We start from the raw sequence: 25,792 nt of genomic DNA, 5'->3' as shown, positions 1-25,792 counted from the left end.
AGCCATTAGCTCAGTTGGTAGAGCACCTGACTTTTAATCAGGGTGTCGAAGGTTCGAGTCCTTCATGGCTCACCATTCATGCACTTATATGTCATGGATATAATGATATTGCGGACGTGGCTCAGCGGTAGAGCATCGCCTTGCCAAGGCGAGGGTCGCGGGTTCGATTCCCGTCGTCCGCTCCATATTTGCGCCCTTAGCTCAGCTGGATAGAGCGTTTGACTACGAATCAAAAGGCCGGGAGTTCGAATCTCTCAGGGCGCGCCATTAACTTCATAAGCCGGTGTGGCGGAATTGGCAGACGCGCGCGACTCAAAATCGTGAGGGAAACCGTGGAGGTTCGAGTCCTCTCACCGGCATGTATTTCGGGATGTAGCTCAGCTTGGTAGAGCACCTGGTTTGGGACCAGGGGGTCGCATGTTCAAATCGTGTCATCCCGATTCAAAAGGAAAGTCGCTGGAAGCAGCGGCTTTTTTGTTATATTAATTATCTTTTTGTATAAATCAGTAATCGCCAGGTCACACTAACACAAAAAGTGGGACGGAAGGGATTACTGTGAAGCGATTAAGTTGGAAAAAACAGATGAAACGGCGCTGGAAACAGTGGAGAAGAACAGTGTGGGCCTGTAGCATTTTGGGCGCGGCTTGTTTGCTGGCAGGGTTGGGTATTCTGTTATCGAATTATATGCAGGCTATGTTGTCACAGCCACTCGCTACTACCGTCATGGCAGAGGAGGGCATGGAGGAGGCTTCACATCTGGGTCCAACTGAAGATCACTCCTCACATATGCAACTATTACAAAGTATTCGTGCTTCCGGTATAAGCAGGAAGACCCGTCTGTTAACCACCTACGTATGTGGTACGGAAACACTTTCCTTGGGAACGCTAAGTTCACAGCAGCTAGAGACCTTACTGAAGCAACATCCCGATTGGAAGGGACGACTTAATACCAAAGGAGAGGTGTGGCTGGAACGCAGGGTGGAAGACTTGTCAGAGTCATGCAAAGAGCGTGGATACATGGGTTTGAGCACTGACGGCCAGCTTACATTGTATGAAGGGCTGCCTAAAAGAGAAAAAGTAATTCGCACTTTTTTTCAATTGGATGTGGGTTCCATGGAGACGGCCTTGCCAGAAGGGGTGTATAAACAACTTCAGCAGGGAATCCGTGTACAGGATATAAATGAGTATAACAGTGTAATTTCCACTTTTAGTGACTTTGCCGTGGAGCGAACACAGAGGGTATTAAAACAGCACTATTGATTACAACTGCGAGACGTTAGGCTTTGCCCATGAGGTAAGGCTTGAAGCGTCTCTTTTTATGTTTTTACTCATGTTTAAATTTTTTCCTCTATTAGATACAAAGTTTTGTTATAATGAAAAGAACGACACATATGTTCGCTTTATATGGTATTTGACCGTGAGTATATTCAGGATAACGCTGGCTATTGATTAGTTACGCCATGATTGAGCGATAGGGGAGAGATTTTTTTGCGTTTTCTAGGAATTGATCCGGGTATTGCTATTGTGGGCTTCGGGTTTGTAGACAAGATTGGCAGTAAAGTGGTGCCTGTGCAGTATGGCTGCATCCAGACGGAGGCTCATACACCGGAAGAAGAAAGGCTGCTTCATGTGTATGAAGGCATGTTGCAATTAATAGATAAATATAAGCCTGATGCGGTAGCACTGGAAAAGCTCTTTTTTAATCGCAACGTTACAACCGCTATGTCTGTAAGTCAGGCACGTGGGGTGCTGGTGCTGGCTGCAAAACAACGTAATTTGCCTATAGGTGAATACACGCCGATGCAGGTAAAGCAGGCTATTGTAGGGTATGGTAAGGCTGAGAAGAAACAGGTACAAGAAATGGTTAGAATGTTTCTAAAGCTTCAAACTGTGCCGAAACCGGACGATGTAGCGGATGCTTTGGCGGTGGCTATTTGTCATGCGCACTCCTATGGACTAAATTCAAAATTAAATGAGGTATTGCGAAAATGATAGATTTCTTGCGTGGTTCTGTGGCCCATTTGGAAAATGAATATGTCGTTTTAGATGTACAGGGTGTAGGGTACCGGGTATTTTGTCCGAATCCTTACGCGTTCGCCAAAACTGAAGGTTCAGTGGTTATTTATATTCACCATCATGTAAGGGAAGATGCTATTTTACTGTTCGGTTTTGCGACCCGTGAGGAGCAGCAGCTATTCCGTAAACTGATTGATGTATCTGGTATTGGACCGCGTGTTGCGCTTGGTATTTTAGGAGGCGGTACGCCTGCTCATGTGGTAACGGCGATTTATCAGGAGAATATCACATTTCTCACCAAGTTACCGGGGATCGGTAAAAAGACGGCACAACGTATGATTCTGGATTTGAAAGACAAGCTGGACGGTATTGGCTCGTTAGGGATGGCAACCGGATTGTTTGCTGAGCCTGTCGTAGAAGAAGGCGAAGGTTCATATTGGGGCGAGGCCCGTGAGGCGCTCAAGGCCCTCGGTTATACTGATACTGAGTTGGATAAGGTATGGAGCAGAATGAAGAAAGATGCAAAACCTGATGAATCTGCCGATATTTTGATGAAGCGGGCTTTGCAACTGTTGTTTGCCGGATAGGACGCGGATGTCCGTTAACAAGTGTCTGGTGAAAAGAGGAGCGATGGAATATGGATGACCGGATTATTTCCGCCAATTTGATGATGGAAGACCAGACGGCGGAGCTAAGCCTTCGCCCCCGTTATCTAAATGAATATATCGGGCAAAATCAGGTTAAGGAAAATCTGAAAGTATATATTGAAGCGGCCAAAATGCGTAAAGAAGCGTTGGATCATGTACTGTTGTACGGACCGCCTGGGTTGGGTAAAACTACTCTTGCTAACATTATCGCCAATGAGTTGGGGGTTAATCTTCGTACGACTTCAGGTCCTGCAATTGAAAGACCGGGAGATTTGGCAGCATTGCTGACCAATCTTCAAGAGGGTGATGTTTTGTTCATTGATGAGATTCATCGCCTTCATCGTACGGTGGAAGAAGTCATGTATCCGGCGATGGAGGATTTTGCGCTGGACATTATGATTGGTAAAGGCCCGAGTGCGCGTTCGGTCCGCCTGGATTTGCCACCCTTTACCCTTATAGGGGCCACTACGCGTGCTGGACTGCTCTCTGCGCCATTGCGTGACCGGTTTGGTGTTATTAGTCGATTAGAGTTTTATACGACAGACGAGCTGGCTTACATCGTGTCCAGAAATGCGGATATTATGGAGATTGAGATTGTTGGGGATGCGGCGGAGGAAATCGCATTGCGTTCACGGGGGACCCCGCGTATTGCTAACCGGCTGTTAAAAAGGGTGCGTGATTTTGCCCAGGTTGCCGGAGACGGTATTATTCATTCTGAGTTAGCTGCAGAGGCGCTAAAGAGACTTCAAATAGATCCACTCGGGCTGGATGAAATTGATCATAAAATGCTTAAGGCCATGATTCATTCTTTCCGGGGTGGGCCTGTAGGATTGGACACAATTGCTGCAACCATTGGTGAAGAGAGTCAGACTATTGAGGACGTGTATGAACCCTATTTGTTACAAATTGGTCTTTTACAAAGAACACCTCGGGGACGAACAGTGACTCCGGCGGCATATGCCCACCTTGGAATCCCCATGCCAACGGATCCACGGTGATTAGGAAACATGATGCACTTTTTTTAAAAAATTATTGCATGGTTACATGCAGTATGGTGAATACGATATCGGCTGACGGATGACTGAGGGAATGAGAGTATAAGTAAGATTTTGGCGGGTTTATATTTTGGTTTATTCCGCCGATGTATTTAAAGGGACAGACAAGGATCGAGAGCCCGATAAATTACGCAAATATAAGTGCTAGGCAGCTAGATTGGGGGAGCCAGAAATGAGTGGAAAAGCATTTAACCGAGAAAGTATTTTCGGTGCATGGATGGGCCGGGCCAAACGAGCAGCAGCGATTATGGTATTAGCTACAGTGTGCATACCTTGGTCTTCAGGCGTTCACGCTGCCGCTGCCCAAGAGGATATTCGTGTAGTGATTTTTGCGGATCTAGGTAGCAAATATAAAGCGACAGTCCCCGCTGTAACCTTGAAATCATCAGGAGGTCTGAGTGTTGGACAGAACAGTGGAGGCAGCTTTCAAACTTGGATGGGACTGCCAGACAGTACAGCTCGTTTTAGTGTAGACAGCTATCGGGTGAAGGTACTTGAAGGAAATGAAGCAGCGGCGATAAAAGCGGCGCAAGCCCTGCAAAAGACTAATGATAAACCTACGGTTTTTATCGGTTCAAAAAATGGTAGCTCTGTGTATCAAGTGTACGCGGGAATATATGCTAGTGAACAGTCTGCGCAGGCTGCTGTACAGCGGATTTCCTCGGCAACCGGAGCGCAGGCCGAGGTGAAGGGAAACAAGCATTGGTCCACTGGAAGCTACGGAAGCGAGCAGGAAGCTAATCTCGTTCGAACGACAATTGCTGCGGCGGGCTTTGATGCTTTTACTGTGATTCAATCAAGAGGTCAGTATGCTGTGTGGGTTGGAGAAGAAAGTAATGACAGCAAGCTGTTGGCTTTGAAAACTGAGTTGGAGAGCAAGCAACCGAGACTCACGTTGTCTAAAGTTAATGCTACTCAAGCCGGCCTCATTATAAGACAGGAAGCAGGAGTCACGACCGGCTCGCAGGTGATGTCTCATTACATGCTAAGTGGTTCTGATAATAGCAAGGTAATTGTCAACGGCGGTAATAATGGAGTACAAGTGATGGAAAGATCACAGCGTACATATCGTGGCGAGATGGAGGTTGGCATGACGTCAGGCCAGCTGGCGCTTGTGAACGAAGTCCCTTTGGAGCAGTATTTGTATTCCGTGGTAGGAGCAGAGGTCTATTCCTCATGGCCAGATGAAGCGCTCAAGGCTCAAGCGGTAGCGGCTCGTAGCTATGCGCTTGCCCAAGGCAATCGGTTTCAGATCGGCAATGTGGTAGATGGCACGTTAAGCCAGGCTTACAACGGGAAGAGCTCGGAACATGCCAATGTCAATGAGGCTGTAGATGCAACAGCTGGTGAAGTCATTAAAAGTGGCGGCAAAGTGGTCGAAGCTGTATTTTCATCTAATGCGGGCGGTGTGACAGCAGATGCTTCTGAGGTGTGGAACAGTGGTGGCGAAGCCTTTGCTAGCGTAGACAGCTCGGGGGATACTTCGGCGCAAAAAGGAGCACAGGAATGGTATCATGTACTTCTCTCCAGTGGCAAGACAGGGTATATTCGTGAGGATAATGCTAAGGAACTGGAGGGTGTCACAGAAGCGGGGTTAGACAAAATCACCGTCACTGCGGAAAATACAAATGTGCGTCCTATTCCCCAAATTCAATCGACGGTTACACCAATAGCCAAGGCGCAGCCGGGTGAAGAGATCATTGTATTAGAAAAGGTGCCTCAGTCCGGAGACTATGCATGGGTGAGGGGGCCCTTTACGTCAGCTCAGCTTGCTAAATCCCTGCAAGGAAAAGTAACGGGTACAGTGCCTTCCTCTATTAATCACCTCGATGTCACCAAACGTGGTCCATCAGGGCGAGTGTTGGAGGTTGAAGCGAACGGATCCCCTTTGAAAGTGAAGTATCCGGATATGTTTCGCTCAGCAATGGGCGGACTCCCGAGCACACTGTTTGATATTGCGAGTACCGGAAGTTATACTGTATTAGGCGCTGATGGGGCTACTTCTCATGTAAGTGGTACACAAGGCACTCAAATCCTGTCCGCATCTGGCAGCAGTACTTCAAGTGGTAACGGGGTGATCGTCATGAATGAAGATCGTCATGCACGAGTCATTGACAAAACACAAAGCTTTATTTTTACAGGTAAAGGAAATGGTCATGGTTTGGGCTTATCCCAATGGGGTGCCAATGGTTTGGCCGAGCAGGGGTATGATTACAAGAAAATTTTGCAACACTATTATAAAAATGTGGATATAGTTAAGGACTGACCAATATATGAACGTAAACGACTACGATTTTGAACTGCCTGAAACATTAATTGCACAGACGCCTTTGCTTGATCGGAGCGCTTCCAGATTACTGACATTAAACAAAAATAACGGTGAAGTGGGCCATCATACGTTTTCGGATATTGTGCAGTATCTCCAACCAGGGGATACGTTGGTATTAAACGATACGAGAGTGATTCCTGCACGCTTGTTTGGCATCAAGGAAGACACGGGAGCTAAGGCTGAGGTTTTGTTGCTTAAGCAACTGCAAGGGGACCGATGGGAAGCATTGGTGAAACCTGGTAAAAAGCTGAAAAAGGGTGCTGTTATCGTTTTCGGTGATGAGCTGAAAGCAGTAATTGAGGAAGAAGGAGATATGGGCGGCAGGGTACTGTCATTTTCATATGACGGTATTTTCCAGGAGATATTGGACCGCTTGGGCCAAATGCCGCTTCCGCCGTATATCAAGGAACAACTGGATGACCGCGAGCGCTATCAGACCGTTTATGCTCGGCATGAAGGTTCGGCTGCGGCTCCAACGGCAGGGCTGCACTTTACAGAAGAATTGCTGGACCAGATTAAAAAGAAGGGCGTTACCGTTGCCTTTATCACACTTCATGTTGGCTTAGGGACGTTCAGACCGATGTCTGTGGATACGATTGAAGAGCATGTAATGCATGAAGAATACTATTCATTGTCACAGGAAACAGCCGATGTGCTCAATGAAACCAAGGCGCGCGGTGGAAGAGTCGTGGCGGTGGGGACGACCAGTTGCCGGACGCTGGAGACGGTGGGTAATAAATTTGGTGATGGAGTATTAGAGGCCAGTAGTGGCTGGACACAGATTTTTATTTATCCAGGCTATGAATTCCGTGTGGTGGATGCGATGATTACGAATTTTCATTTGCCCAAATCCACCTTGGTTATGCTGGTCAGCGCACTGGCGGGCAGGGAGAATATTATGCATGCTTACCAGGAGGCGATTGACCGACAATATCGGTTTTTCAGCTTCGGGGATGCAATGTTCATTTATTAATTAAGGATGGTAGAGAAAATATGGCACCAGCAATAAGATACGAACATATCAAAACCTGCAAGCAATCGGGAGCCCGTCTCGGGCGTGTACACACTCCTCACGGAGTTATTGAGACACCAACCTTTATGCCTGTGGGAACTCAGGCGACTGTTAAAACGATGAGTCCTGAGGAACTGAAAGCGATCGATGCTCAAATTATTTTGAGTAACACGTACCATTTGTTTCTTCGTCCTGGCCACGATATTATTCGTGAAGCGGGTGGACTGCACAAGTTTATGAATTGGGATCGTCCTATTTTAACGGACAGCGGCGGATTCCAGGTGTTTTCTTTAAGTGAAATGCGCAAGATTTCAGAGGAGGGTGTTCATTTTCGCTCTCATTTAAATGGAGATAAAAAGTTTCTTTCGCCTGAAGTGGCGATGGAAATTCAAAACTCGCTTGGCTCAGATATTATGATGGCCTTCGATGAATGTCCGCCGTTTCCGGCTGAATATGAGTATGTGAAAAAGTCACTGGAACGCACCAGCCGTTGGGCTGAGCGTTGTCTAGAGGCACACGCGCGTCCTCATGATCAAGGTCTGTTTGCCATTGTTCAGGGAGGCATGCATGAAGATCTGCGCAAGCAAAGCGCTGCGGATTTGACTTCCATGGATTTCCCGGGGTATGCTATTGGTGGACTGAGCGTAGGTGAACCGAAACATTTGATGTATGAAGTGCTCGATTATACGGTTCCTCTGCTTCCCACCAACAAGCCACGTTATTTGATGGGCGTGGGTTCGCCTGATGCTTTGATTGAAGGCTCTATCCGTGGTGTGGATATGTTCGATTGTGTACTTCCAACCCGAATTGCTCGCAACGGGACAACGATGACCAGCCAAGGTCGTCTTGTCGTTCGCAATGCCCAATATGCAAGTGATTTTGGCCCGCTCGATCCTGCTTGTGATTGTTATACCTGTCGCAATTATTCACGTGCTTACTTGCGACATTTGATTAAAGCGGATGAAACCTTCGGGCTCCGACTGACAACGTATCATAACTTGCATTTCTTAATACAATTGATGCGTAATGTCAGACAAGCGATTATGGATGACAGGCTGCTTGATTTCCGAGATGAATTTTTTGAGCAGTACGGTCTTCATGATAATGATAAAGGATTTTAAGTTTTAGGGAGAGTATACGAAAGGGGGATTTAACATGTTTCATTTTGCTACAGCCGCTGCTACACCCGGTGGAACTGGCGGACTTTTTCAAATGATCTGGCCACTGGCTCTGATGTTTGTAATCTTCTATTTCTTGCTGATTCGCCCGAATCAGAAAAAACAAAAGCAACGTCAAACGATGCTTCAAGCTTTGAAAAAGGGAGATAAAGTCATTACAATCGGAGGTCTTCACGGTACAATTATGGAGATTACGGATGATGTAGTAGTTTTGCGTGTGAATGATGTCACGAAGCTGACCTTTGACCGCAGTGCAATCAGCAACGCGATTGCAAAAGACACGGCATCTGAGGAAGTTGTTTCCAAATCGTAAAATGCTGGTGACCGTTATACAAAAACCGAGCCTTTGAGGAGGCTCGGTTTTTTGTGTTGTTTTATTACATGGGTACAAACATTTTGATTACTTGCTGAGATTAATGCCAAACATCCCACCACCTGCGCCTATGACAAACGCGAAACCTAAGTGTAACAGGTCCTTGCCGACCATGCCCGCATCCAATGCCAGAAAACCGACCAGCAGAACGATTAGTCCATACAGGATACCTGTAATACCGCCTTGATACCAGCCTTTGTTTGCTGATCTTTTACCGGCGACGAAGCCACCAGATAGCATGGCGAATGCATGGACGATGTACGTATACAATGATAAGTCCTGTTCCTGCATCTGTGTCAGCCACAAGAGTAGTGAAAGAATCAATGCGCCAAGCAGCATCCATGCAAAAGCATAGAATAAGCCGGATAAAATAGGATGGGCCAGACGAAACGAACACCAGCGGCGAATGAGCTCCATTGATAATTCCTCCTGTACCAAGGTTTGAACTATTATCATTCTATGGCCAAGCCTCACGGCTTAGTACCAAGTCGCAAGCAGTCTTTCTCTTTATTTCAATAATTTAGCCTTTTGTTTTTTGTATGAGCCAAGTGAGGAACGGTCAGAATACGTGTACAATGAACGACTCATGTCTTATTGCAAGTACAGGGGAGGAGGCGAACATATTGAGTCACGATATTTTTGCTCATATTTTTCGGACGCTGCTCATGTATTTTATTGTATATCTGGTGATGCGCTTGATGGGTAAAAGGGAGATCGGTAAATTGTCTGTTTTCGATCTCGTCATATCCATTATGATTGCAGAAATTGCTGTATTCAGTCTGGAGGACATAAAACGTCCACTTTACGAAGGATTGATTCCTTTAGGAGTGCTGTTAATTTTGCAAATTGGGATTTCCTATTTCAGTCTGAAAAGTCGGCGACTGCGCTTACTATTTGATGGTAGGCCCAGTGTATTGTACTCTAATGGACAATTAAACAAGGACGAAATGGTGAAACAACGTTACAATTTGGATGACTTGCTGTTACAACTTCGTGAACAAAATATAGAAAGTCTGGACGAAGTTGAATATGTTATTTTGGAAACGACAGGTAAGCTAACGGTTATAGGTAAGGATGATAACGATGGAGTGGAACACGAAAAAATGAAGCAGGAATTAAACGGAACAGATTTGGCAAACAAAGAGCTACAGGTGGATAAAGTCCATCCTTCTCCACAAATCGGTGGAAAGTTTAGATATGAGGGACTGCCTATTCCATTAATCATGGATGGTAAGGTGCTGGATCGAAATTTGGAACGGATGGATATGAACCGGTTTTGGCTTAAAAATCAAATTCAAGCGAAGGGACACAAAGATTTTAAGGATGTTTTTTTATGCTCGGTTAACCATAGAGGTGATGTGTACATTACACCACCGGCCTATGGAAAATCTTCGGATTAGATTTCTTATGCTTTAAACCATCTTCTCAGGATTGGAATGCGTGTAAGGTTGTCCCAATCAATCATTTTGATCAAGGTCATCAGGAAAAGGTACAGAATAATTCCCAAGCCTGCGGCAAAAATAAATTGGAGCCACATTTGGTCGAACATCGTTAAATGTCTGTAGGTATATAACACTGCTGCTGCCATGATGATCATGCCTATCCCGGTCTTCCAGAAATCAAGCAAACGTACGCGGAAGCGAAGTAGCCTGCTGACACTGAAGCCATGAAGGAGAGTAACAATGGCACTGTTAATACAAATGGCGATGACAGCTCCGTAGATACCGTACTGAGGTTGGGATGCAAGCCAGACGATCAGCACAATTTTGATAACGGCTCCGATAAAGGTATTTAATAAGGCACTTCCAGGACGGTCTAACGCCTGAAGTGCTGCCTGAAGCGGGGCCTGAATGTACATAAAAAGAGCAAAAGGTGCCATGAGCTTAAGCATTCCTGCAATATCGCCATTATTGTAGAGTAGCAGACACAGAGGTTCCGCCAATACATACATGATCACGGCAAATGGGGCTCCTGCAACCAAAGCGAGCCGAAGCGATTGATGTAGACGTTTGTGAATGGCTATAATATGCCCCTTAGCCGCTGCTTCGGATAACGAAGGAACGAGTGAAACAGCTAATGAACTGGTCAGAACCCCAGGTAGTAATAACACAGGAATGACCATGCCCTGCATGGCTCCATATTGTGCGGTTGCCACGCCAGTTGCAATGCCTGCTACGGCAAGGCTGCGCATGCACAAGATAGATTCGAGCAAATAGGATAAGGAACCGACAAGCCTTCCAGCAGTCACGGGAACGGATATAGACATAAGACGTGACAAAACAGATGATTGCTCGGGATAAACCTCAGAGGAGGGGCCAGGCGAATTCGGCTGAAGGATGCGATCTTTTCGCTGGTTACACACGTATTGCCATAGAAGCACAATCATGCCAATGAATTCGCCCGCCAGAGCACCGAGCATGGCACCTGCAGCAGCGTAGGCTACCCCATGGGGAAGTAACAAGTAAGCAAACCAAATGACACAAAAAATGCGCATAACGGTCTCGGCAATCGAGGAACTAGCGGAAGGAATCATATTTTGCTTTCCCTGAAAATAGCCCCTATAAGCTGAAGAAACAGCTACAATGACAATCATTGGGCTCATGCTCACGAATGTATAATACACGCGGCTGTCGGTCAGAAGATGGCTTGTGATCCAAGGCACGAACACAAGACAGAGCACCATGGCGATCAGACTGAGTGTAATGGTTAAGCGCAGGCTGGTGTGCAAAATACGCCGCGACATTTCGGGCTGTCCCGCCGTTTCGGCTTCGGCTACTAGCTTGGCTACCGCAAGAGGGATTCCCCCTGTAATAAGCGTCACCAGAACGATAAAAAAGGGATACCCCTGTTGGTACAAGCCAACTCCTTCGGGGCCGATGATACGCGGGAGTGCGATTCGGGGAATAAAACCTAGTATCCGGTTGATAATTCCTGCTGCCAATAAAATAATTGCTCCATGGATGAATGTCTGCTTTTTCAATCGCAACTCCCTCTTCCCCAAAATGTAATTCTGCGTCTATACATTACTTTAGAAGATATGCTGGACCTGTCCATCTTCATGACAAGCTTTTCCGTTCAGAAACAAAGTGATTTAGACAACAAGAGGGAGAGTGGTGAATTCTGCTATTGACGAGCGAAATGATTGCATATATTGTTGATTTAAGGCTATTTTCAACGAGAAGAAGGGTTTTCCAGGATCAGGACAGAAATGTTCTACAAAGCAGTCAATAACCCCGCTAATTGCTGATCTGCGGAACCGGTAGTCGCTGGGAGGAGGAACGGCCATCGTGGGTATGGAAGAGCTGGATGAGCAGGATTGGGATGACGCAATTGAGATGCTTTGTCAAAGTAAGGCGGACGAGTTGATTCTCGTAGGCTATGAGCATGTCACAAGTAAGGACGTGTGGAATTGCGTCAGCCATAAATATGAAAAGGAGGGTATTCCTCCGCTGCACAAGCTCGTTAACGATATACTTTCCCTTAAAGCGACGAGCTTTATGAACTATTTGACTATGTCCGCATTACGGGGCTCCACTTTCGAATAGAAGGGGGTCTTTTTTTGCGTTCAAATTGACTGCTTTTTGAGGGGTAGCTATAATAGGAATATTGAGAATGAAAGGGGAACATGGGACGGAATGAAGAGAATTCTAAGTTTCATCGTGGTCGTGCTCATAACTACTGGTGTTATGATCGGGACAAGCCCGGGCCTACTGAACAGTTTAAAATTAGGCCTCGATTTAAAGGGAGGCTTTGAAATTTTATATGAAGCCCAGCCTTTGGAAGCCGGGCAGAGTGTAACCAGACAGTCTCTTATACAAACAGCTCAAAGTCTGGAGAGACGGATTAATGCGCTCGGTACGACTGAGCCGGAAGTAACAACAGAGGGGAGCAACCGTATTCGCGTGCGGCTTGCTGGTGTCACTAATGAGGCAGAAGTTCGCTCCATGCTGAAAAAGCCTGCAGAATTAACGTTTCGCAGTGCAACGGCAGCAGATGCTAAGAAGCCAGGTCAATACAGCAAAATTGAGCTCCGCGGTAATGATTTTGTGGAGAATGGCGCTGTTGTAGGCTATGATCAGCTGAATCAACCTGAGATTAGTATCAAAGTCAAGGACAAAGCTAAATTTGCAGAAATCACAAAGCGGCTTCTGAATAAAGAATTAGCTATTTTCCTTGATCAGGAATTGCTGTCTGCACCCACAGTGCGTGGGGAATTAACGGACGGTAGCGCGTCAATCACAGGTAGCTACACTCGTGATGAAGCGAATAAACTGGCGGATACGATTAATCTGGGTGCCCTTCCGCTCAAACTGACGGAAAAATATTCTCAGAGTGTAGGTGCTACGCTGGGTCAATTGTCACTGGATCAGACGATTCGTGCTGGATTGATCGGCTCGATCATTATTCTGGTATTTATGATTGCAATGTTCCGTGTACCGGGATTAGTGGCCAGTTTCTGTCTCATCGTTCATACCTGGGTAGTGCTTGCGATTTTCTACTTGGGTGGATTTGTACTCACACTCCCAGGTATCGCCGCCTTTGTGCTCGGGATCGGGATGGCGGTCGATGCCAACATCATTACGTATGAACGGATTAAAGAAGAAATCAAGTCAGGCAAAACGATTCGTTCTTCTGTCATTGCAGGTAGTAAGGCTTCGTTCCGTACCGTTATGGATGCCAATGTTACGACAATTATAGCGGCAGCGGTTATGTTTGGTCTGGGAACAGGCTCCGTTCGAGGATTCGCTTTGGTGCTCATCGTTGATATTGTCACCAGTATTTTGACGAATATCTTCTTCTCCCGCTTCTTACTCAATCTGCTGGTTAAAGCGGATGCTGTGAAGAAGGCCAAGTATTTTGGTGTGAAGGAGAGTGATATCAGTGCGCTTTAATTGGAACTTGAAATATATTAAGATGAGCAAGTGGTTTTACACGTTCTCAATTATTATCACACTGCTTGGTATTCTAAGCTTGTCAATATTCGGCTTGAATTACGGGGTAGACTTTCGTTCCGGTTCCAATGTGGATGTCAATTTGACTAAGGTTGTTACACAGGAACAGATCCAAACTTTGCTGGACAAGCAGAAAATCGGTAAAGAGGTAGATTATACACCGGGGAAAGAGCGTTTTGGCATTCGCTTCTCACAGGTTTTGACGGATCAGCAAGTGAATGATTTTAAGATTTCTTTTAATAAACAGCTGGATCCGAAGGCTTCCTTTGAGGTCAATACAGTGGATACGGAAATGGCGCAAGAACTAGAACGAAATGCGTTATGGGCGATTTTATTGGCTTCTGTGGCTATCGCTATTTATATCTCAATCCGTTTTGAATGGCGGTTTGCCGTTGCAGCAATTGTTTCGTTGTTGCATGATGCCTTCCTCGTCATCAGTATTTTCTCGATTTTCCGGCTTGAGGTGGATTTGACCTTTATTACGGCAATTCTGACGATTGTTGGTTTCTCCATTAATGACACCGTCGTTATTTTTGACCGTATTCGGGAAAATCTACGATTTGCGAAGAAGAAGTCCAGGGACGACTTAGAGCAGGTAGTTGATCACAGTATTGCGCAGACAATGACTCGGTCACTTGCAACCGTGTTTACGGTGTTTATTGCCTCCGTATGTTTGTTCATATTTGGCGGCGAATCGATCCGTATGTTCTCACTTGCAATGGTCATTGGTTTGTTGTTTGGTGCTTATTCCTCCATTTTCATTGCCAGCCCGCTGTGGGTGGCATTGAAAGGAAAACAAAAATCTCCGACAGCTGGCGGGGGCGCGGCCAAAACTGCAAAGTCTTAAGTTACGCAAATACCAGTAGTATAAATTAAAGAGAAAGCCGCGTCTGCTTGGGCGCGGTTTTCTAAGGTTTTAAGATTTACCTTAAGTAAGGCTCAGTAGTGGCACTTAAATGTGAATGGTTTTTGATTTTGAGAAATTCGGTTATTTTAGATTGAGCTTTATTGGGAAAGGGTTAGTTCAGGATTGAGGGGGAAACGTTGTGAATAGCGAACGCAGCCGATCATTGGAAACTGCGGCGTTGAGCGGGATTGTAGGTAATCTCGCGCTGGCTGTTCTAAAGGGAGCCGTCGGTTATGCGGCAAACAGCAAGGCGTTGTTGGGAGATGCACTGCACACGGCTGCAGATAGTGCTTCCCGTTTGCAGGAGCTTCTGTGTTCCAAGGGTGCTACAGGGCACGGAATGCTGGCACGGTTGCGAAACGGTGAAAAGGTTCGAACGGTCATATCTGTGGTACTGGCTATTTTAGTGCTGATGAGCGGTCTTCAGCTAGCTATCTCGGCTGTTCGTTCATTAAGCAGTTCGGAACCGCAGGCACCCGGTCTGTATGCATTAATTACCGTATTTATTGCGTTGGTATTGAGAGAAGCGCTATTTCAGTTTCAATATCGCTACTCGATTAAACATGGTCATAAAGAGGAAGCAGATCGGTACGCAAACCATGAACGTTACTCGCTGTATGCATCGTTGATTGCATTGATTGGCATGATCGGCGCAATGACTGGCGAAGCAATGGAATGGCCTGCATTATTATATCTTGATCCAACCGCAGCTTTGCTCGTAGCCTGTCTGGTGCTGCGTAAAGGATATTTGATGGTAATGAATACCGCTTACCAGGTTCCTGCGCAGCCCTTGCAGGAGGAAGACTCCCGACGCTTTATGGAGACGATTCAACGGGTGTATGGTATTGTAACGGTTGAACACTTACATGCCCAGGAAACAGGGCATTTCATAACAGTGGATGTAACGATAAGTGTGAACCCGCGGATTACGGTACAGGAAGCGCAGGAAATCGCCGATCGAGCCAAAAATTTACTGTTAGCCCGTTTTCCACAGGTGACCCATGTACAAATGAAGTTCATTTCTTATCAAGCCGGATATCCATACAAATCCAATCATGAACTGCCAGATAATGATGTGTCGTCGTTGCTTCAATAGGGCAGGACGACTATGAAAGAAAGGTGAATAGGATTGCTTCATTCGCAGTACAGATGGAAGACCCCAGAGGCTAACCTGGAAGCGGCTCAGCTGTTGACAGAGGAACTGGGGATTTCACCATTGTTGTCCCGGCTTTTAGTGAACCGGGGCGTCACTACCGCCGGGGAAGCAAACCGCTTTTTGTACGGAAGTGTGGACGATGTACACGACCCTTTTTTGCTTCTTGGTATGGAAGAGGCTGTGCCGAGAATTCGTCAGGCTCTGGAACGTGGCGAGCATATATTAATCTATGGAGATTATGATGCGGACGGCGTATCCAGTACATCATTGATGATTCAGCTCATGCGTTTTCTAAAGGCTTCCTATGATATTTATATTCCTCATCGTTCTAACGAGGGATATGGTCTGCATAACCATGCCCTTGATTGGGCACATCAGCAGGGAGTTACACTGGTCATTACGGTAGATACGGGAATTAGTGCAGTAGAGCAAATTGCTTATGCAACTTCCTTGGGGATAGACGTTATTGTGACGGACCATCATGAGCCGCCTGCAGTACTTCCCGAGGCATATACTTTGATTAATCCGAAGCTCCCCGGTTGCCCATACCCATTTAAAGGTCTTGCAGGTGTTGGTGTTGCCCTGAAGCTCGCTCAGGCGCTGTTGGGTGAAGTGCCGGAGGAATGGTTTGAAATCGCCGCTATTGGCACGGTAGCCGATCTGATGCCACTACATGGTGAAAATCGGACGATGGTACGCAGAGGGATTCAATCCATGAGAAACTCTGCTTTTCCGGGGATTCGTGCGTTGCTCCATGTAGCGGGCGTAGATATATCTACAGTGACTTCAGTCAACATCGCATTTGCCTTGGCTCCGCGGATTAATGCCAGCGGGCGTCTGGATCATGCAGGACGAGCCGTTTCTTTGCTAACGACAGAAAAAGAGGAAGAAGCAGACCAACTTGCGCATGCGCTGGACCTGCTCAATCGTGAGCGTCAACAGGTGGTTGAACGTATTGTGGAGCAAGCCGAGCAACAATTGGCATCCAAACTGAATGGAGGCAAGCTACCGTCAGTTATTGTGTTGGCTGGTGAAGGCTGGAATGTCGGCGTTGTCGGAATTGTGGCATCCAAGCTGTTGGATCGCTATTATCGACCGACCATTATTCTGGGTATAGATGCTGAGACAGGTATGTGCAAAGGTTCCGCCCGTTCTATTCCTGCATTGGATATTTACAGTGCTCTTACGGACAGCCATGAGCTTATGGAGCATTTTGGTGGTCATCCTTCGGCAGCGGGTATGACGCTGTCCTCTGATAATCTGGAATTGTTTGAAGAGCAGCTGAACCGCTATGCGGGTTCCATTTTGACACCAGACGATCTCATTCCTGTAGCTGAGGCTGATATGGTCTGTCGTTTGGACAAGGTATCTTTGCAAGTGGTTGAAGAACTGGAGTTGCTTCAGCCTTTTGGTATGGGGAATCCATCTCCACGATTCGTATTACAGGGTCTGCAATTGCGCGAGGCTCGTAAAATGGGACGTGAGAAAAATCATGTGAAGCTCCTGCTGGAGCAGAACGGTTTATCGCTGGACGCGATTGCCTTTCGTCGTGGCGATTTGGCTGATTTTTTACAGCAAGAAACGGAGATAGATCTGCTGGGTGAATTGTCAATTAACGAATGGAACGGTAAAAGGTCTCTCCAGCTCATGATGCAGGACATTCGAGTGCAGGCGCCGCAAATTTTTGATTATCGTGGAGTGTCGGACCCTTTTGCCGAATTAGAACGGGGACTGAAGATCTTTCATCCACGCATAGAGGAAAGAAAGAAAGACGTTGCGGTGTTGATCCACCCTTCTTCTAGGCTTCGTCCATCGAGCTCCGTGGACACTGAATCCTTATGGTTATACGATAAAGACGGCAGTGTTATTCCCAGTGATGGTCAAAGAGATGCACAGCACTCTGTGAAGTCGTTATTCGTACTGGAGCCACCGGATACACCGGATCAGTTCCAGGCATTATGGTCTACCTTTGAAAATGTAGAAAACGTATTTCTCCTTCATTCGGTCAGTGAGCGTGGCGGTCGTCTCGTAAGCCCAGACAGAGAGCTGTTCAAGCGCATTTACGTTGTGCTTTCCCGATTGGGAACACAGCCTATTGATGAAAAGGCAATGCTGCCTGCTCTTAGCCGACAGTGTTCCTGTTCAGTACGCATGTTATCCAAAGTATTGGACATCTTCGAAGAGCTTGAGTTTATGACGCGTACAGATGGTCAATTCCGTTTTGTATCCAATCCGCCCAAGCGGGATTTAACTGCTTCTCCGCGCTATCAGGAATTATATAATATGGCTGAAATGGAGCGGTATTTGCTGGATGCGGACACCACCCAGATGACGAGCTGGATTATGTCGCTTATGAAGGGTGCGTCTTGAGATACTATTTCGTAATTTATGTTGTAAAATGTATATACTAATTTGAAGTTTACAGTAGGAGGAACTAAGTTGGACTACAAAGAATATATTCGGGTGATTTCCGATTTTCCACAACCAGGGATTAGTTTTAAAGACATTACAACCCTAATGAAAAATGGTGAACTGTACCGCAAGGCTATCAACGATATGAAGGAATTGGTATCGGATTTAAAAATTGATTTGATTGCAGGTCCAGAAGCACGTGGATTCGTTATCGGTGCGCCTCTGGCTTATGCGCTTGGCGTTGGTTTTATTCCGATCCGTAAAAGTGGCAAGCTCCCTGGAGAAACCATTGAGGAAGCATACGGTTTGGAGTATGGTAAAGATACGCTGGCGATGCATAAGGATGCTATAGAGCCTGGCCAAAATGTTTTGATTGCTGATGACCTGCTTGCTACAGGTGGAACTATTGCTACATCCGTGAACTTGGTACGCCAGCTTGGTGGCAATGTGGCAGGGGCTGCTTTTCTTATCGAGCTGTCTGATCTAAACGGTCGGGCGAAACTGCCTGATGTAGATGTATTCACTCTGATTACGTATTAAGTATTTCGAAACCTGGGTTTCCCGGGAAATAATTATGAACGGGTCGCCTAAATAGTCCGATGGAACATCTCTTTATCTAAAGAGTTGCTCCATCGGGCTATTTTGTTTAGAAGCGTTTTAGGTGTGACTTTGTTTGATTGGTGCAAATTACCACTGTTTTTATTGGGAATAGTTATAAAAAATTTAAAATAAATGTCGATAAATAATTAAAAAGGAGCAGAGGTGGTCATATTGGGTTTATTTCGATTTAAGAGTTTACAGGCACGGACATTTTCTACCTTGATTCCGCTTGTACTTATAACGCTGATTTTAATCAGCTTTTTGTCTTATTTTTTTGCCAAGCAGAAGCTAGATACGGAAATAAGCCAAAATGCTGCTCATTCCTTGTCGAGGGTTAAAACGGATATTGCAGCTAACGTAGATCGTCATGCTTTACTTGTTTCGATGCTGACTAAGAGTGCGGAACAACTGGGAGCAGGAATGAACATTGAGGGTTATGGACGTTATTTTGAACAAGAGCTGGCTTTAAATGATATGTCATACGGATTGGGCATTTATTTTGCTAAAGGTGCGTATGATCCGGGAGTGACTTACCGTTCCATATATGTGCATAGAGATGGCCAGCTAGTGAAGCAAACGATTGAATATGATGATCCACAATATGACTACTTAACACAGCCATGGTATACAGAAGCCGTGGAACGTGGTAAGGAAATAAATTTTACGGAGCCTTTTTACGATAGCAGACTGAAAGTCAATATGATTACTGCAGGGAAAGCATTTTATGACAGGGAAGGGAAGCTGTTAGGTGTCATTACTGGCGACCTGAATATGACAAACATTCAAACGTTTATTGAAAAAATGAAGTTTGGTGCTAACGGTAGTGCGATCTTGATGGATAAGAATGGAGCCATTTTGTCATCCGGTCTTCCGTCCTTAAAAGCAGGCGAGCCGTTAACAAAAACGATGAATGCGGAAGCAGCACAATCTATTCAAAGTGGTACGTCCGGACAACTATCCGTACCCATTGATAGTGAGGACTACCGGATAATGTACGAAACACTCCCACAAACCGGATGGAAAATCGGCGTATTACTGCCAGAATCCGATTTGAACCACTCTGCGAACGAAATGCTTAAACTTCTTCTTATTGTTAGTGTTATAGGCATCTTGCTAATTATGGGAGCGTTATTAATTAACAATTCAGGTATGATCAAAGAGATTAAAAAAATTATGCAGATAACCAATCGTATGGCTCATGGGGATTACAGCGTTGAACTAACACAACAACGTAAGGATGAATTTGGCCAAATGGCTGACGGGATCAATAAGGTGATTGCGGCAACCAGAGGAATGGCATCACGTTTGAGCGAAGAGTCAGATGTTATCTCAGGCGTATCTATAAAAATTTCCCAAGAGATTTCTGGGGCTACTAAAGATGCGCAGCATAATGCAGGAGAACTGGCACAGGTGAAGGAAGGAGCCGAGCTTCAATTGGTCGCAGCAGCAGAGAGTGCGACTGCGATGGAAGAAATGGCTGTTGGCATACAGCGTATTGCTGAATCTATCCAGCATGTATCCGAGGCTACCACTGAGATTGAACATAAGGCACAACAAGGAAATGAACGGTTGACCGTGGTCAACCAAGGAATGCATAAAGCGAAAATATCTATGGATGAGGCAGGCAGGGTAGTAAGCTCATTGAATGAGCGGTCCGCCCAAATTGGCAGCATAATTGGAATGATTCAGGAAATTAGTGGGCAGACCAAGTTGCTATCACTGAATGCTTCCATTGAAGCCGCACGTGCAGGGGAGCATGGCCGAGGGTTCGCTGTGGTGGCTTCAGAAATCGGCAAGCTGGCTGTAAACGTGAGCGAGTCTGCGGAACAAATTACGAGTCGAATCCGATCCATGCAGGAAGAAACCAAATTAGCTTTGGAAGGAATGCAGCAGGGTGCTCTGGAGATGGATGAAGGAGTATCTATTTTACTTGAGGTGGAAGAACGTTTTATTGCGATGAATCAAGATATTCAGCAGGTGGCGATAGAAGTGCAGGAGGTTTCATCTGCCTCAGAAGAAATGTCGGCAGGTTCAGAGGAAGTTGCAGCCTCTATTGGATATCTTGCAGACATTGCGAAAGCTTCAGCTAAACGTACAGAGCAAGCCTCGGAACGATCCGAACGGCAGCTTAAGGATCTGGAAGGTATGGACAGCTCTGTCAAGACACTTACAGGTGTCTCTGATACGCTTAATCAGGTCGTATCTCGCTTTCGTGTGTGATATCTTTAGAAAAAAAGGCAGTGCATAAAAAAAACGTCGCTCCATGAGATATGGATCTTTACACGCTTGTCTATACAGCCTGAGCGTGTTGATCCATAACTAACATGGAGCGGCGTTTTAAAGTTGAAAAAAAGATATCAATCTGGTGTTTTCTCGGTTAAAGGTGCCTGCGATTTATCGTTGGACCAGCCGAGCACGTCAATCAGCTTGAAGAACAAGCTGAGGATGATGCCGATGATTGTAGCCAATGCCATACCTTTCAAGGTTACAGCGCCCCAAGTGAGCGTAGTACCACTGATTCCGACAACAAGCACGATGGTCGCAAGCAGCATGTTAGTTGGCTTGGCGAAATCAACCTTTTGCTCAACGAAGATTCTTAGACCGGAGGCAGCAATGACACCGAATAATAGTAAGGATACGCCACCCATAACTGGAGCTGGAATATTAGAAACAATCGCTGAGAACGTGCCTGAAAAGGACAGCAGGATGGCAATGATAGCCGCTCCGCCAATAACCCATACAGAGTACACTTTAGTTAATGCCATGACACCAATATTTTCACCATAAGTCGTATTAGGCGTAGAACCGACAAAACCCGAAATGACGGTGGAAATACCGTTACCCAGCAGAGAGCGGTGGAGACCAGGATCTTTGGACAACTCACGCCCGACAATGTTGCTAGTCACAAGTAAGTGACCAATATGCTCTACGATGACGACCAGAGCAACAGGAAGAATCGTCAGCATAGCAGAGGTATTAAAAACTGGAGTGGTAATTGCAGGATGTCCGAAAAAAGGAGCGTCTGCGATGGCCTGTGTATTGACCATGCCCATAAAATAAGCAAGCACATAGCCCACTACGATACCGATCAGAATATGAATGATTTTGGCAAACCCACGAAACAACACCGCACCCAGAACAGTAACCCCGAGTGTAACGAGCGAAAGAGTAATCGTTTTGGGATCTGGAGTCCAAGCTTTAGTAGGATCGGCATTGATAATGCCTGCCATGCCTGCTGCAACCGGAACCAGCTCCAGACCGATTAAGGCTACGATGGAGCCCATAACAGCTGGAGGAAAAACGACGTCCAGCCAACGGGTTCCGGCATATTTGATCACCAGTGCGACGAGGCAGAAAATAATACCTGTAATGATGAAAGCACCGAGGGCCATAGCATAGCCGTTGCCGCCGGGATTGTTTTTAAGCACAAGACTGACGGGAGCGATAAAAGCGAAGCTGGAGCCGAGATAGGCGGGGATTTTGCCACGGCAGATCCAGATGTACAACAATGTGCCAATACCGTTCATTAGCAAAATCATGCCGGGATCGACGCCGAAAATATTCGGCACCAGCACAGTGCTGCCAAACATGGCAAACAAATGCTGTACGCTGAGCAGGAACCCAGGTCCTGCCGGTAGCTTTTCATTAACTTGAATTTCGCGTTGCAACGCAGTTCACTCCTTAGTTCTTTCAATTATTCTTATATACATTAATTACTTTTCGTAATTTTTTCAATATAATTCGTTTCAATTCGTCAACATTCCTCATTTTACTTATCCATGTGTGACAGAATAATGCTACAATGCCAAACCTCTAATAGTTGACGTGTGACGTGCTAACCGTCATAATTGTAGGAAATCACTTTTAAAAGGGAACCTTTGCGCGACATTGATCGGCGGGTTCCATTTTGCATAGAAAGGACACGGAATAGAGCAGAATGGGGATAGAGCAATTACTTAAAAAGGCCGGGGCCTATACCAGAGAAGCAGATCTTATCCGCATCAGGGACGCCTATGATTTTGCCGAACAGGCCCATTCCGGCCAGACTCGTAAGTCCGGTGAACCTTATATTCTGCATCCGCTTGCGGTTGCTGATATCGTCGTTAATATGCAGATGGATACCATCTCCATTATCGCCGCTCTTTTACATGACGTTGTGGAGGATACGACGGTGTCTTTGGCGCAGATTCGCGAGCATTTTGGCGATACATGTGCGATGCTTGTCGATGGTCTGACGAAACTGGAGCGTATCCAGTTCCGTTCCAAGGAAGAACAACAGAACGAAAATTATCGAAAAATGTTTATTGCTATGGCGCAGGACATTCGTGTCATTGTCATTAAGTTAGCAGATCGTCTGCACAACATGCGTACCTTGAAATATCAGTCAGAGGAAAGCCAGCGTCGGATTGCTTATGAAACGTTAGAGATTTTCTGTCCGGTTGCAAACCGACTGGGTATTTCAGCCATTAAGTGGGAAATGGAAGATATTGCTCTGCGCTATCTGAATCCTCAGCAGTATTATCGCATTGCTAATTTGATGCATAAGAAGCGGGCAGAGCGGGAGCAGTTTATTGATAATGTCATACAGCGTATCAGAGAAAAGCTGGAAGAGATGGGCATTCAGGCTGATCTGTCCGGACGCCCTAAACATATTTACAGTGTGTTTAAAAAAATGACGACGAAGAACAAGCAGTTCAATGAAATATATGATTTGCTGGCGATTCGAATTATTGTGGATAACATTAAAGACTGTTACGCCACACTGGGGATTATCCATACGTTGTGGAAGCCGATGCCGGGGCGGTTTAAGGATTATATCGCTATGCCTAAGGCCAATATGTATCAGTCCCTTCATACGACAGTAGTAGGTCCTAACGGGGAGCCTACCGAGGTCCAAATTCGCACAGTGGATATGCATCGTACCGCTGAATTCGGGATTGCGGCCCATTGGGCCTATAAAGAAGGCAACGGAGCAAACAACACTAACTTTGAGGATAAAATCACCTTTTTTCGAGAAATCCTGGAGCTGCAAAATGAAGCGAAGGATGCGTCGGAATTTGTGGAATCGCTCAAAATGGACTTTTTCTCAGACCTTGTGTTTGTGTTTACTCCTAAGGGAGAGGTCATTGAGTTGCCAGCCGGATCCGTTCCGCTGGACTTTGCTTTCCGTATTCATACCGAAGTTGGCAATCGAACGATTGGCTCTAAGGTAAATGGAAGAATCGTACCTTTGGATTATCGGCTTAAAACTGGGGATATTGTCGAAATTATGACGTCCAAACATTCTTATGGACCTAGTCAGGACTGGCTCAAAATTGCTCAGTCCTCTCACGCGCGCAGTAAAATCAAACAATGGTTCAAGAAAGAAAAGCGTGAGGAGAATGTTGAAAAAGGCCGTGAAAATCTGGAACGTGAGCTAAGAAAACGCGATATCGAGCCATCGGTGTGGATGAGCGACGACAAGCTTCAGGAAGTGGCGCAGAAGTTCTCTTTTAACGATTCCGAAGATATGCTGTCTGCGATTGGTTTTGGTGGTATAACCGCAGCGCAGGTCTGTACACGTTTGACAGAGAAGCTGCGTAAGGAACAAGAAGAGGCACGGTTGATCGAATTGACGACCGAGGTCAAGGAGTACAAGCCGCAGGGCGAACGGAAAAAAACACCGACCAACGGTGTCAGCGTCAGAGGCGTCGATAATTTACTCGTTCGTTTTGCACGATGTTGTAATCCCGTACCGGGAGATGACATCATTGGCTATGTAACACGTGGACGCGGCGTATCCGTTCACCGGACGGATTGCCCGAATATTCCTTCGGGTACGGGCGAAGACCAGGCGCGTGTGATTGAAGTAGAGTGGGAAGAAGCAGCGGAAGTCAATTACAGTGTCGATATTGAGATTACGGGCCATGATCGCAACGGTTTGCTGAATGAAGTGCTTCAGGCCATTTCTGAGAACAAAACCAGCTTCTCGGCCGTTACAGGTCGTACAGATAAAAATAAAATGGCGATGATTCACATCACGATTCTCATTCGCAACACGGATCATTTGCATTCTGTTGTCGAACGGATTAAACGGGTGAAGGATGTATACACCGTGCATCGGATTATGCAATAACCTTATGAAGCGTACAGATAGGTTTATAGCCTTTGTAACATATCTTGGGTAGAAAGACCCATAGGCTGCTAAAAGAGCCGTAGTACGGCTGTGAGCACCTTTTAAAAGGGAAGGTTAAAGGAGATATCGGATAGTCGATGAAGATCATTATTCAGCGCTGTAAAGACGCTCAGGTAACGGTGAATCAAAAGGTGGTTGGCAAGATTGGAACCGGATTAATGCTGCTGGTTGGTATTGGTCAGGGAGATACAGCAGCCGATGCCGTTTATTTGGCGGATAAAACGGCGGGATTACGTATATTTGATGATGCTGAAGGCAAAATGAATGACAGCGTTCTGGATGTCGGTGGAGCCATTTTGTCTGTCTCTCAATTTACGTTGTATGGTGACTGCCGTAAAGGAAGAAGGCCTAACTTTATGGGGGCGGCCAAACCTGAGGAAGCGGAGAAGCTGTATGATTTCTTCAACAGTCAGCTTCGAGCCAAGGGCCTGAAGGTAGAAACGGGAATTTTTGGGGCTATGATGGATGTTTCATTGACGAACTGGGGCCCAGTCACACTGATTTTGGATAGCGAACGTTCGTGACTATACATTCACGGCGTGGTCTGAGTAGAATAAAATAGCTGTTCAGAGGGACCATAATGTCATCCCGATTGGTGATTAGCCAGGCGGATAGCCTAAGGGTGACAGGAGAGACGAAGTTATGCGTCAAACCCCAAAAATGGACGGGCATCGAAGCACTATGCTGCTTTTTCCCGGTAGTATGCAGGAGGCAATCAGCCTTACTCGTAATGCTGATACGTTATTACAGCATGTTGCAACAGCCATAGACAAGCCAGGACGCGGCGCTTTGCCGCGCAGGTAACATTGGGTTAAATGGAGCGTTAATGAGGTGCTACCCGAAGCTCAAAGAGGTCAAAATAAAATATGTAGCATTGAATTAGTGGAGGAGCCGAAAGGCTCCTCAGGCTGTCGAGAAAGTCTCGACAGCCTATTTTATGTTAATTTTGTTTAAGACGACACCGCGTTAATGTTGTATAA

22 protein-coding genes and 4 tRNA genes are annotated in these 25,792 nt (G+C 46.0%); 23 read left to right on the top strand and 3 right to left on the bottom strand.

Annotation, left to right across the window (positions count from 1 at the left end; all coding sequences use genetic code 11):
- The first annotated feature begins 110 nt into the window (after nucleotides 1-110).
- The 12 genes from G9G53_RS25160 (at nucleotide 111) to yajC (ending at nucleotide 8,550) form a co-directional block, all read left to right on the top strand.
- A tRNA-Gly gene (locus tag G9G53_RS25160) sits at nucleotides 111-185 on the top strand.
- 5 nt (nucleotides 186-190) lie between these two features.
- Nucleotides 191-267: transfer RNA gene (locus G9G53_RS25155), tRNA-Arg, on the top strand.
- Nucleotides 268-279: 12 nt separating this feature from the next.
- Nucleotides 280-359 (top strand) — tRNA-Leu (locus G9G53_RS25150).
- Between the two features lie 7 nt (nucleotides 360-366).
- A tRNA-Pro gene (locus tag G9G53_RS25145) sits at nucleotides 367-440 on the top strand.
- A 115-nt stretch (nucleotides 441-555) separates the two neighbouring features.
- Nucleotides 556-1,260: a BofC C-terminal domain-containing protein gene (locus G9G53_RS25140; RefSeq protein ID WP_029514796.1), complete on the top strand. Its 705-nt coding sequence runs from the start codon at nucleotides 556-558 to the stop codon at nucleotides 1,258-1,260.
- Between the two features lie 228 nt (nucleotides 1,261-1,488).
- Complete coding sequence (gene ruvC, locus G9G53_RS25135; protein WP_029514797.1) at nucleotides 1,489-1,992, top strand: crossover junction endodeoxyribonuclease RuvC; 504 nt, start codon at nucleotides 1,489-1,491, stop codon at nucleotides 1,990-1,992.
- Nucleotides 1,989-2,603, top strand: coding sequence for a Holliday junction branch migration protein RuvA (gene ruvA, locus G9G53_RS25130; RefSeq protein WP_029514798.1), 615 nt, complete (start codon nucleotides 1,989-1,991; stop codon nucleotides 2,601-2,603). Before ruvC ends, ruvA begins: the two co-directional genes overlap by 4 nt.
- Nucleotides 2,604-2,653: 50 nt before the next feature.
- Nucleotides 2,654-3,661 carry a Holliday junction branch migration DNA helicase RuvB gene (ruvB, locus tag G9G53_RS25125; RefSeq protein ID WP_013372650.1) on the top strand — a complete coding sequence of 336 codons (1,008 nt, stop codon included), beginning with the start codon at nucleotides 2,654-2,656 and terminating at the stop codon, nucleotides 3,659-3,661.
- 229 nt (nucleotides 3,662-3,890) lie between these two features.
- Nucleotides 3,891-5,984, top strand: a complete 2,094-nt coding sequence (locus tag G9G53_RS25120; protein WP_029514799.1) for a SpoIID/LytB domain-containing protein — start codon at nucleotides 3,891-3,893, stop codon at nucleotides 5,982-5,984.
- 7 nt (nucleotides 5,985-5,991) lie between these two features.
- Nucleotides 5,992-7,020: a tRNA preQ1(34) S-adenosylmethionine ribosyltransferase-isomerase QueA gene (gene queA / locus G9G53_RS25115; RefSeq protein WP_029514801.1), complete on the top strand. Its 1,029-nt coding sequence runs from the start codon at nucleotides 5,992-5,994 to the stop codon at nucleotides 7,018-7,020.
- Nucleotides 7,021-7,040: 20 nt separating this feature from the next.
- Nucleotides 7,041-8,180 (top strand): tRNA guanosine(34) transglycosylase Tgt, encoded by a 1,140-nt coding sequence (gene tgt, locus G9G53_RS25110; protein WP_165150831.1) that lies wholly within the window; start codon nucleotides 7,041-7,043, stop codon nucleotides 8,178-8,180.
- Nucleotides 8,181-8,214: 34 nt separating this feature from the next.
- Nucleotides 8,215-8,550, top strand: coding sequence for a preprotein translocase subunit YajC (yajC, locus tag G9G53_RS25105; RefSeq protein WP_029514804.1), 336 nt, complete (start codon nucleotides 8,215-8,217; stop codon nucleotides 8,548-8,550).
- Nucleotides 8,551-8,637: 87 nt separating this feature from the next.
- On the opposite strand, the gene G9G53_RS25100 is transcribed toward yajC, so the two are convergent.
- Nucleotides 8,638-9,027, bottom strand: a complete 390-nt coding sequence (locus G9G53_RS25100; RefSeq protein ID WP_039275026.1) for a TIGR04086 family membrane protein — start codon at nucleotides 9,025-9,027, stop codon at nucleotides 8,638-8,640.
- A 206-nt stretch (nucleotides 9,028-9,233) separates the two neighbouring features.
- Between G9G53_RS25100 and G9G53_RS25095 the strand changes: the two genes are divergently transcribed.
- Nucleotides 9,234-10,010 carry a YetF domain-containing protein gene (locus G9G53_RS25095; protein WP_039275025.1) on the top strand — a complete coding sequence of 259 codons (777 nt, stop codon included), beginning with the start codon at nucleotides 9,234-9,236 and terminating at the stop codon, nucleotides 10,008-10,010.
- A gap of 5 nt (nucleotides 10,011-10,015) precedes the next feature.
- Here the strand turns inward: G9G53_RS25095 and spoVB are convergent, their stop codons facing one another.
- A complete protein-coding gene (spoVB, locus tag G9G53_RS25090; RefSeq protein ID WP_165150830.1) occupies nucleotides 10,016-11,590 on the bottom strand; it encodes a stage V sporulation protein B in 1,575 nt (524 codons plus the stop codon).
- 307 nt (nucleotides 11,591-11,897) lie between these two features.
- On the opposite strand from spoVB, the gene G9G53_RS25085 reads away from it, so the two are divergent.
- The 7 genes from G9G53_RS25085 to G9G53_RS25055 all read left to right on the top strand — a co-directional run bounded on the left by G9G53_RS25085 (nucleotide 11,898) and on the right by G9G53_RS25055 (nucleotide 20,857).
- Nucleotides 11,898-12,155, top strand: a complete 258-nt coding sequence (locus tag G9G53_RS25085; RefSeq protein ID WP_013311570.1) for a post-transcriptional regulator — start codon at nucleotides 11,898-11,900, stop codon at nucleotides 12,153-12,155.
- Nucleotides 12,156-12,245: 90 nt separating this feature from the next.
- Nucleotides 12,246-13,502, top strand: a complete 1,257-nt coding sequence (secD, locus tag G9G53_RS25080) for a protein translocase subunit SecD (protein ID WP_039275022.1) — start codon at nucleotides 12,246-12,248, stop codon at nucleotides 13,500-13,502.
- Nucleotides 13,492-14,409, top strand: a complete 918-nt coding sequence (secF, locus tag G9G53_RS25075; RefSeq protein ID WP_051718082.1) for a protein translocase subunit SecF — start codon at nucleotides 13,492-13,494, stop codon at nucleotides 14,407-14,409. The genes secD and secF overlap by 11 nt, the downstream gene beginning before the upstream one ends.
- Nucleotides 14,410-14,608: 199 nt before the next feature.
- On the top strand, nucleotides 14,609-15,565 hold the full coding sequence (locus G9G53_RS25070) for a cation diffusion facilitator family transporter (protein ID WP_165150829.1): 957 nt from the start codon (nucleotides 14,609-14,611) through the stop codon (nucleotides 15,563-15,565).
- A 33-nt stretch (nucleotides 15,566-15,598) separates the two neighbouring features.
- The gene (gene recJ / locus G9G53_RS25065) at nucleotides 15,599-17,995 is read left to right on the top strand and encodes a single-stranded-DNA-specific exonuclease RecJ (protein ID WP_165150828.1); all 2,397 of its coding nucleotides are present in this window, start codon (nucleotides 15,599-15,601) and stop codon (nucleotides 17,993-17,995) included.
- Nucleotides 17,996-18,064: 69 nt separating this feature from the next.
- Nucleotides 18,065-18,577: an adenine phosphoribosyltransferase gene (locus tag G9G53_RS25060; RefSeq protein WP_029514814.1), complete on the top strand. Its 513-nt coding sequence runs from the start codon at nucleotides 18,065-18,067 to the stop codon at nucleotides 18,575-18,577.
- Between the two features lie 222 nt (nucleotides 18,578-18,799).
- A complete protein-coding gene (locus tag G9G53_RS25055) occupies nucleotides 18,800-20,857 on the top strand; it encodes a methyl-accepting chemotaxis protein (protein ID WP_238794855.1) in 2,058 nt (685 codons plus the stop codon).
- Between the two features lie 137 nt (nucleotides 20,858-20,994).
- Here the strand turns inward: G9G53_RS25055 and uraA are convergent, their stop codons facing one another.
- The gene (uraA, locus tag G9G53_RS25050; RefSeq protein ID WP_069012460.1) at nucleotides 20,995-22,305 is read right to left on the bottom strand and encodes a uracil permease; all 1,311 of its coding nucleotides are present in this window, start codon (nucleotides 22,303-22,305) and stop codon (nucleotides 20,995-20,997) included.
- Between the two features lie 269 nt (nucleotides 22,306-22,574).
- Between uraA and G9G53_RS25045 the strand changes: the two genes are divergently transcribed.
- The 3 genes from G9G53_RS25045 (at nucleotide 22,575) to G9G53_RS25035 (ending at nucleotide 25,616) form a co-directional block, all read left to right on the top strand.
- The gene (locus tag G9G53_RS25045) at nucleotides 22,575-24,752 is read left to right on the top strand and encodes a RelA/SpoT family protein (RefSeq protein ID WP_025720225.1); all 2,178 of its coding nucleotides are present in this window, start codon (nucleotides 22,575-22,577) and stop codon (nucleotides 24,750-24,752) included.
- 137 nt (nucleotides 24,753-24,889) lie between these two features.
- A complete protein-coding gene (gene dtd, locus G9G53_RS25040; RefSeq protein WP_029514820.1) occupies nucleotides 24,890-25,336 on the top strand; it encodes a D-aminoacyl-tRNA deacylase in 447 nt (148 codons plus the stop codon).
- A gap of 118 nt (nucleotides 25,337-25,454) precedes the next feature.
- Nucleotides 25,455-25,616, top strand: coding sequence for a hypothetical protein (locus G9G53_RS25035; RefSeq protein ID WP_165150826.1), 162 nt, complete (start codon nucleotides 25,455-25,457; stop codon nucleotides 25,614-25,616).
- Nucleotides 25,617-25,792 lie beyond the last annotated feature (176 nt).

The organism is Paenibacillus sp. EKM206P (genome assembly GCF_011066155.1).
GTDB lineage: Bacteria > Bacillota > Bacilli > Paenibacillales > Paenibacillaceae > Paenibacillus > Paenibacillus polymyxa_D.
This window is presented reverse-complemented; position numbering and strand designations above follow the sequence as displayed.

Coding starts and splice junctions, on each gene's coding strand:
- G9G53_RS25045 (WP_025720225.1), top strand. CDS start 22,575: ATGGGGATAGAGCAATTACTTAAAAAGGCCGGGGCCTATACCAGAGAA.
- G9G53_RS25100 (WP_039275026.1), bottom strand. CDS start 9,027: ATGGAGCTCATTCGCCGCTGGTGTTCGTTTCGTCTGGCCCATCCTATT.
- queA (WP_029514801.1), top strand. CDS start 5,992: ATGAACGTAAACGACTACGATTTTGAACTGCCTGAAACATTAATTGCA.
- ruvB (WP_013372650.1), top strand. CDS start 2,654: ATGGATGACCGGATTATTTCCGCCAATTTGATGATGGAAGACCAGACG.
- secD (WP_039275022.1), top strand. CDS start 12,246: ATGAAGAGAATTCTAAGTTTCATCGTGGTCGTGCTCATAACTACTGGT.
- ruvA (WP_029514798.1), top strand. CDS start 1,989: ATGATAGATTTCTTGCGTGGTTCTGTGGCCCATTTGGAAAATGAATAT.
- dtd (WP_029514820.1), top strand. CDS start 24,890: ATGAAGATCATTATTCAGCGCTGTAAAGACGCTCAGGTAACGGTGAAT.
- yajC (WP_029514804.1), top strand. CDS start 8,215: ATGTTTCATTTTGCTACAGCCGCTGCTACACCCGGTGGAACTGGCGGA.
- G9G53_RS25120 (WP_029514799.1), top strand. CDS start 3,891: ATGAGTGGAAAAGCATTTAACCGAGAAAGTATTTTCGGTGCATGGATG.
- G9G53_RS25035 (WP_165150826.1), top strand. CDS start 25,455: ATGCGTCAAACCCCAAAAATGGACGGGCATCGAAGCACTATGCTGCTT.
- tgt (WP_165150831.1), top strand. CDS start 7,041: ATGGCACCAGCAATAAGATACGAACATATCAAAACCTGCAAGCAATCG.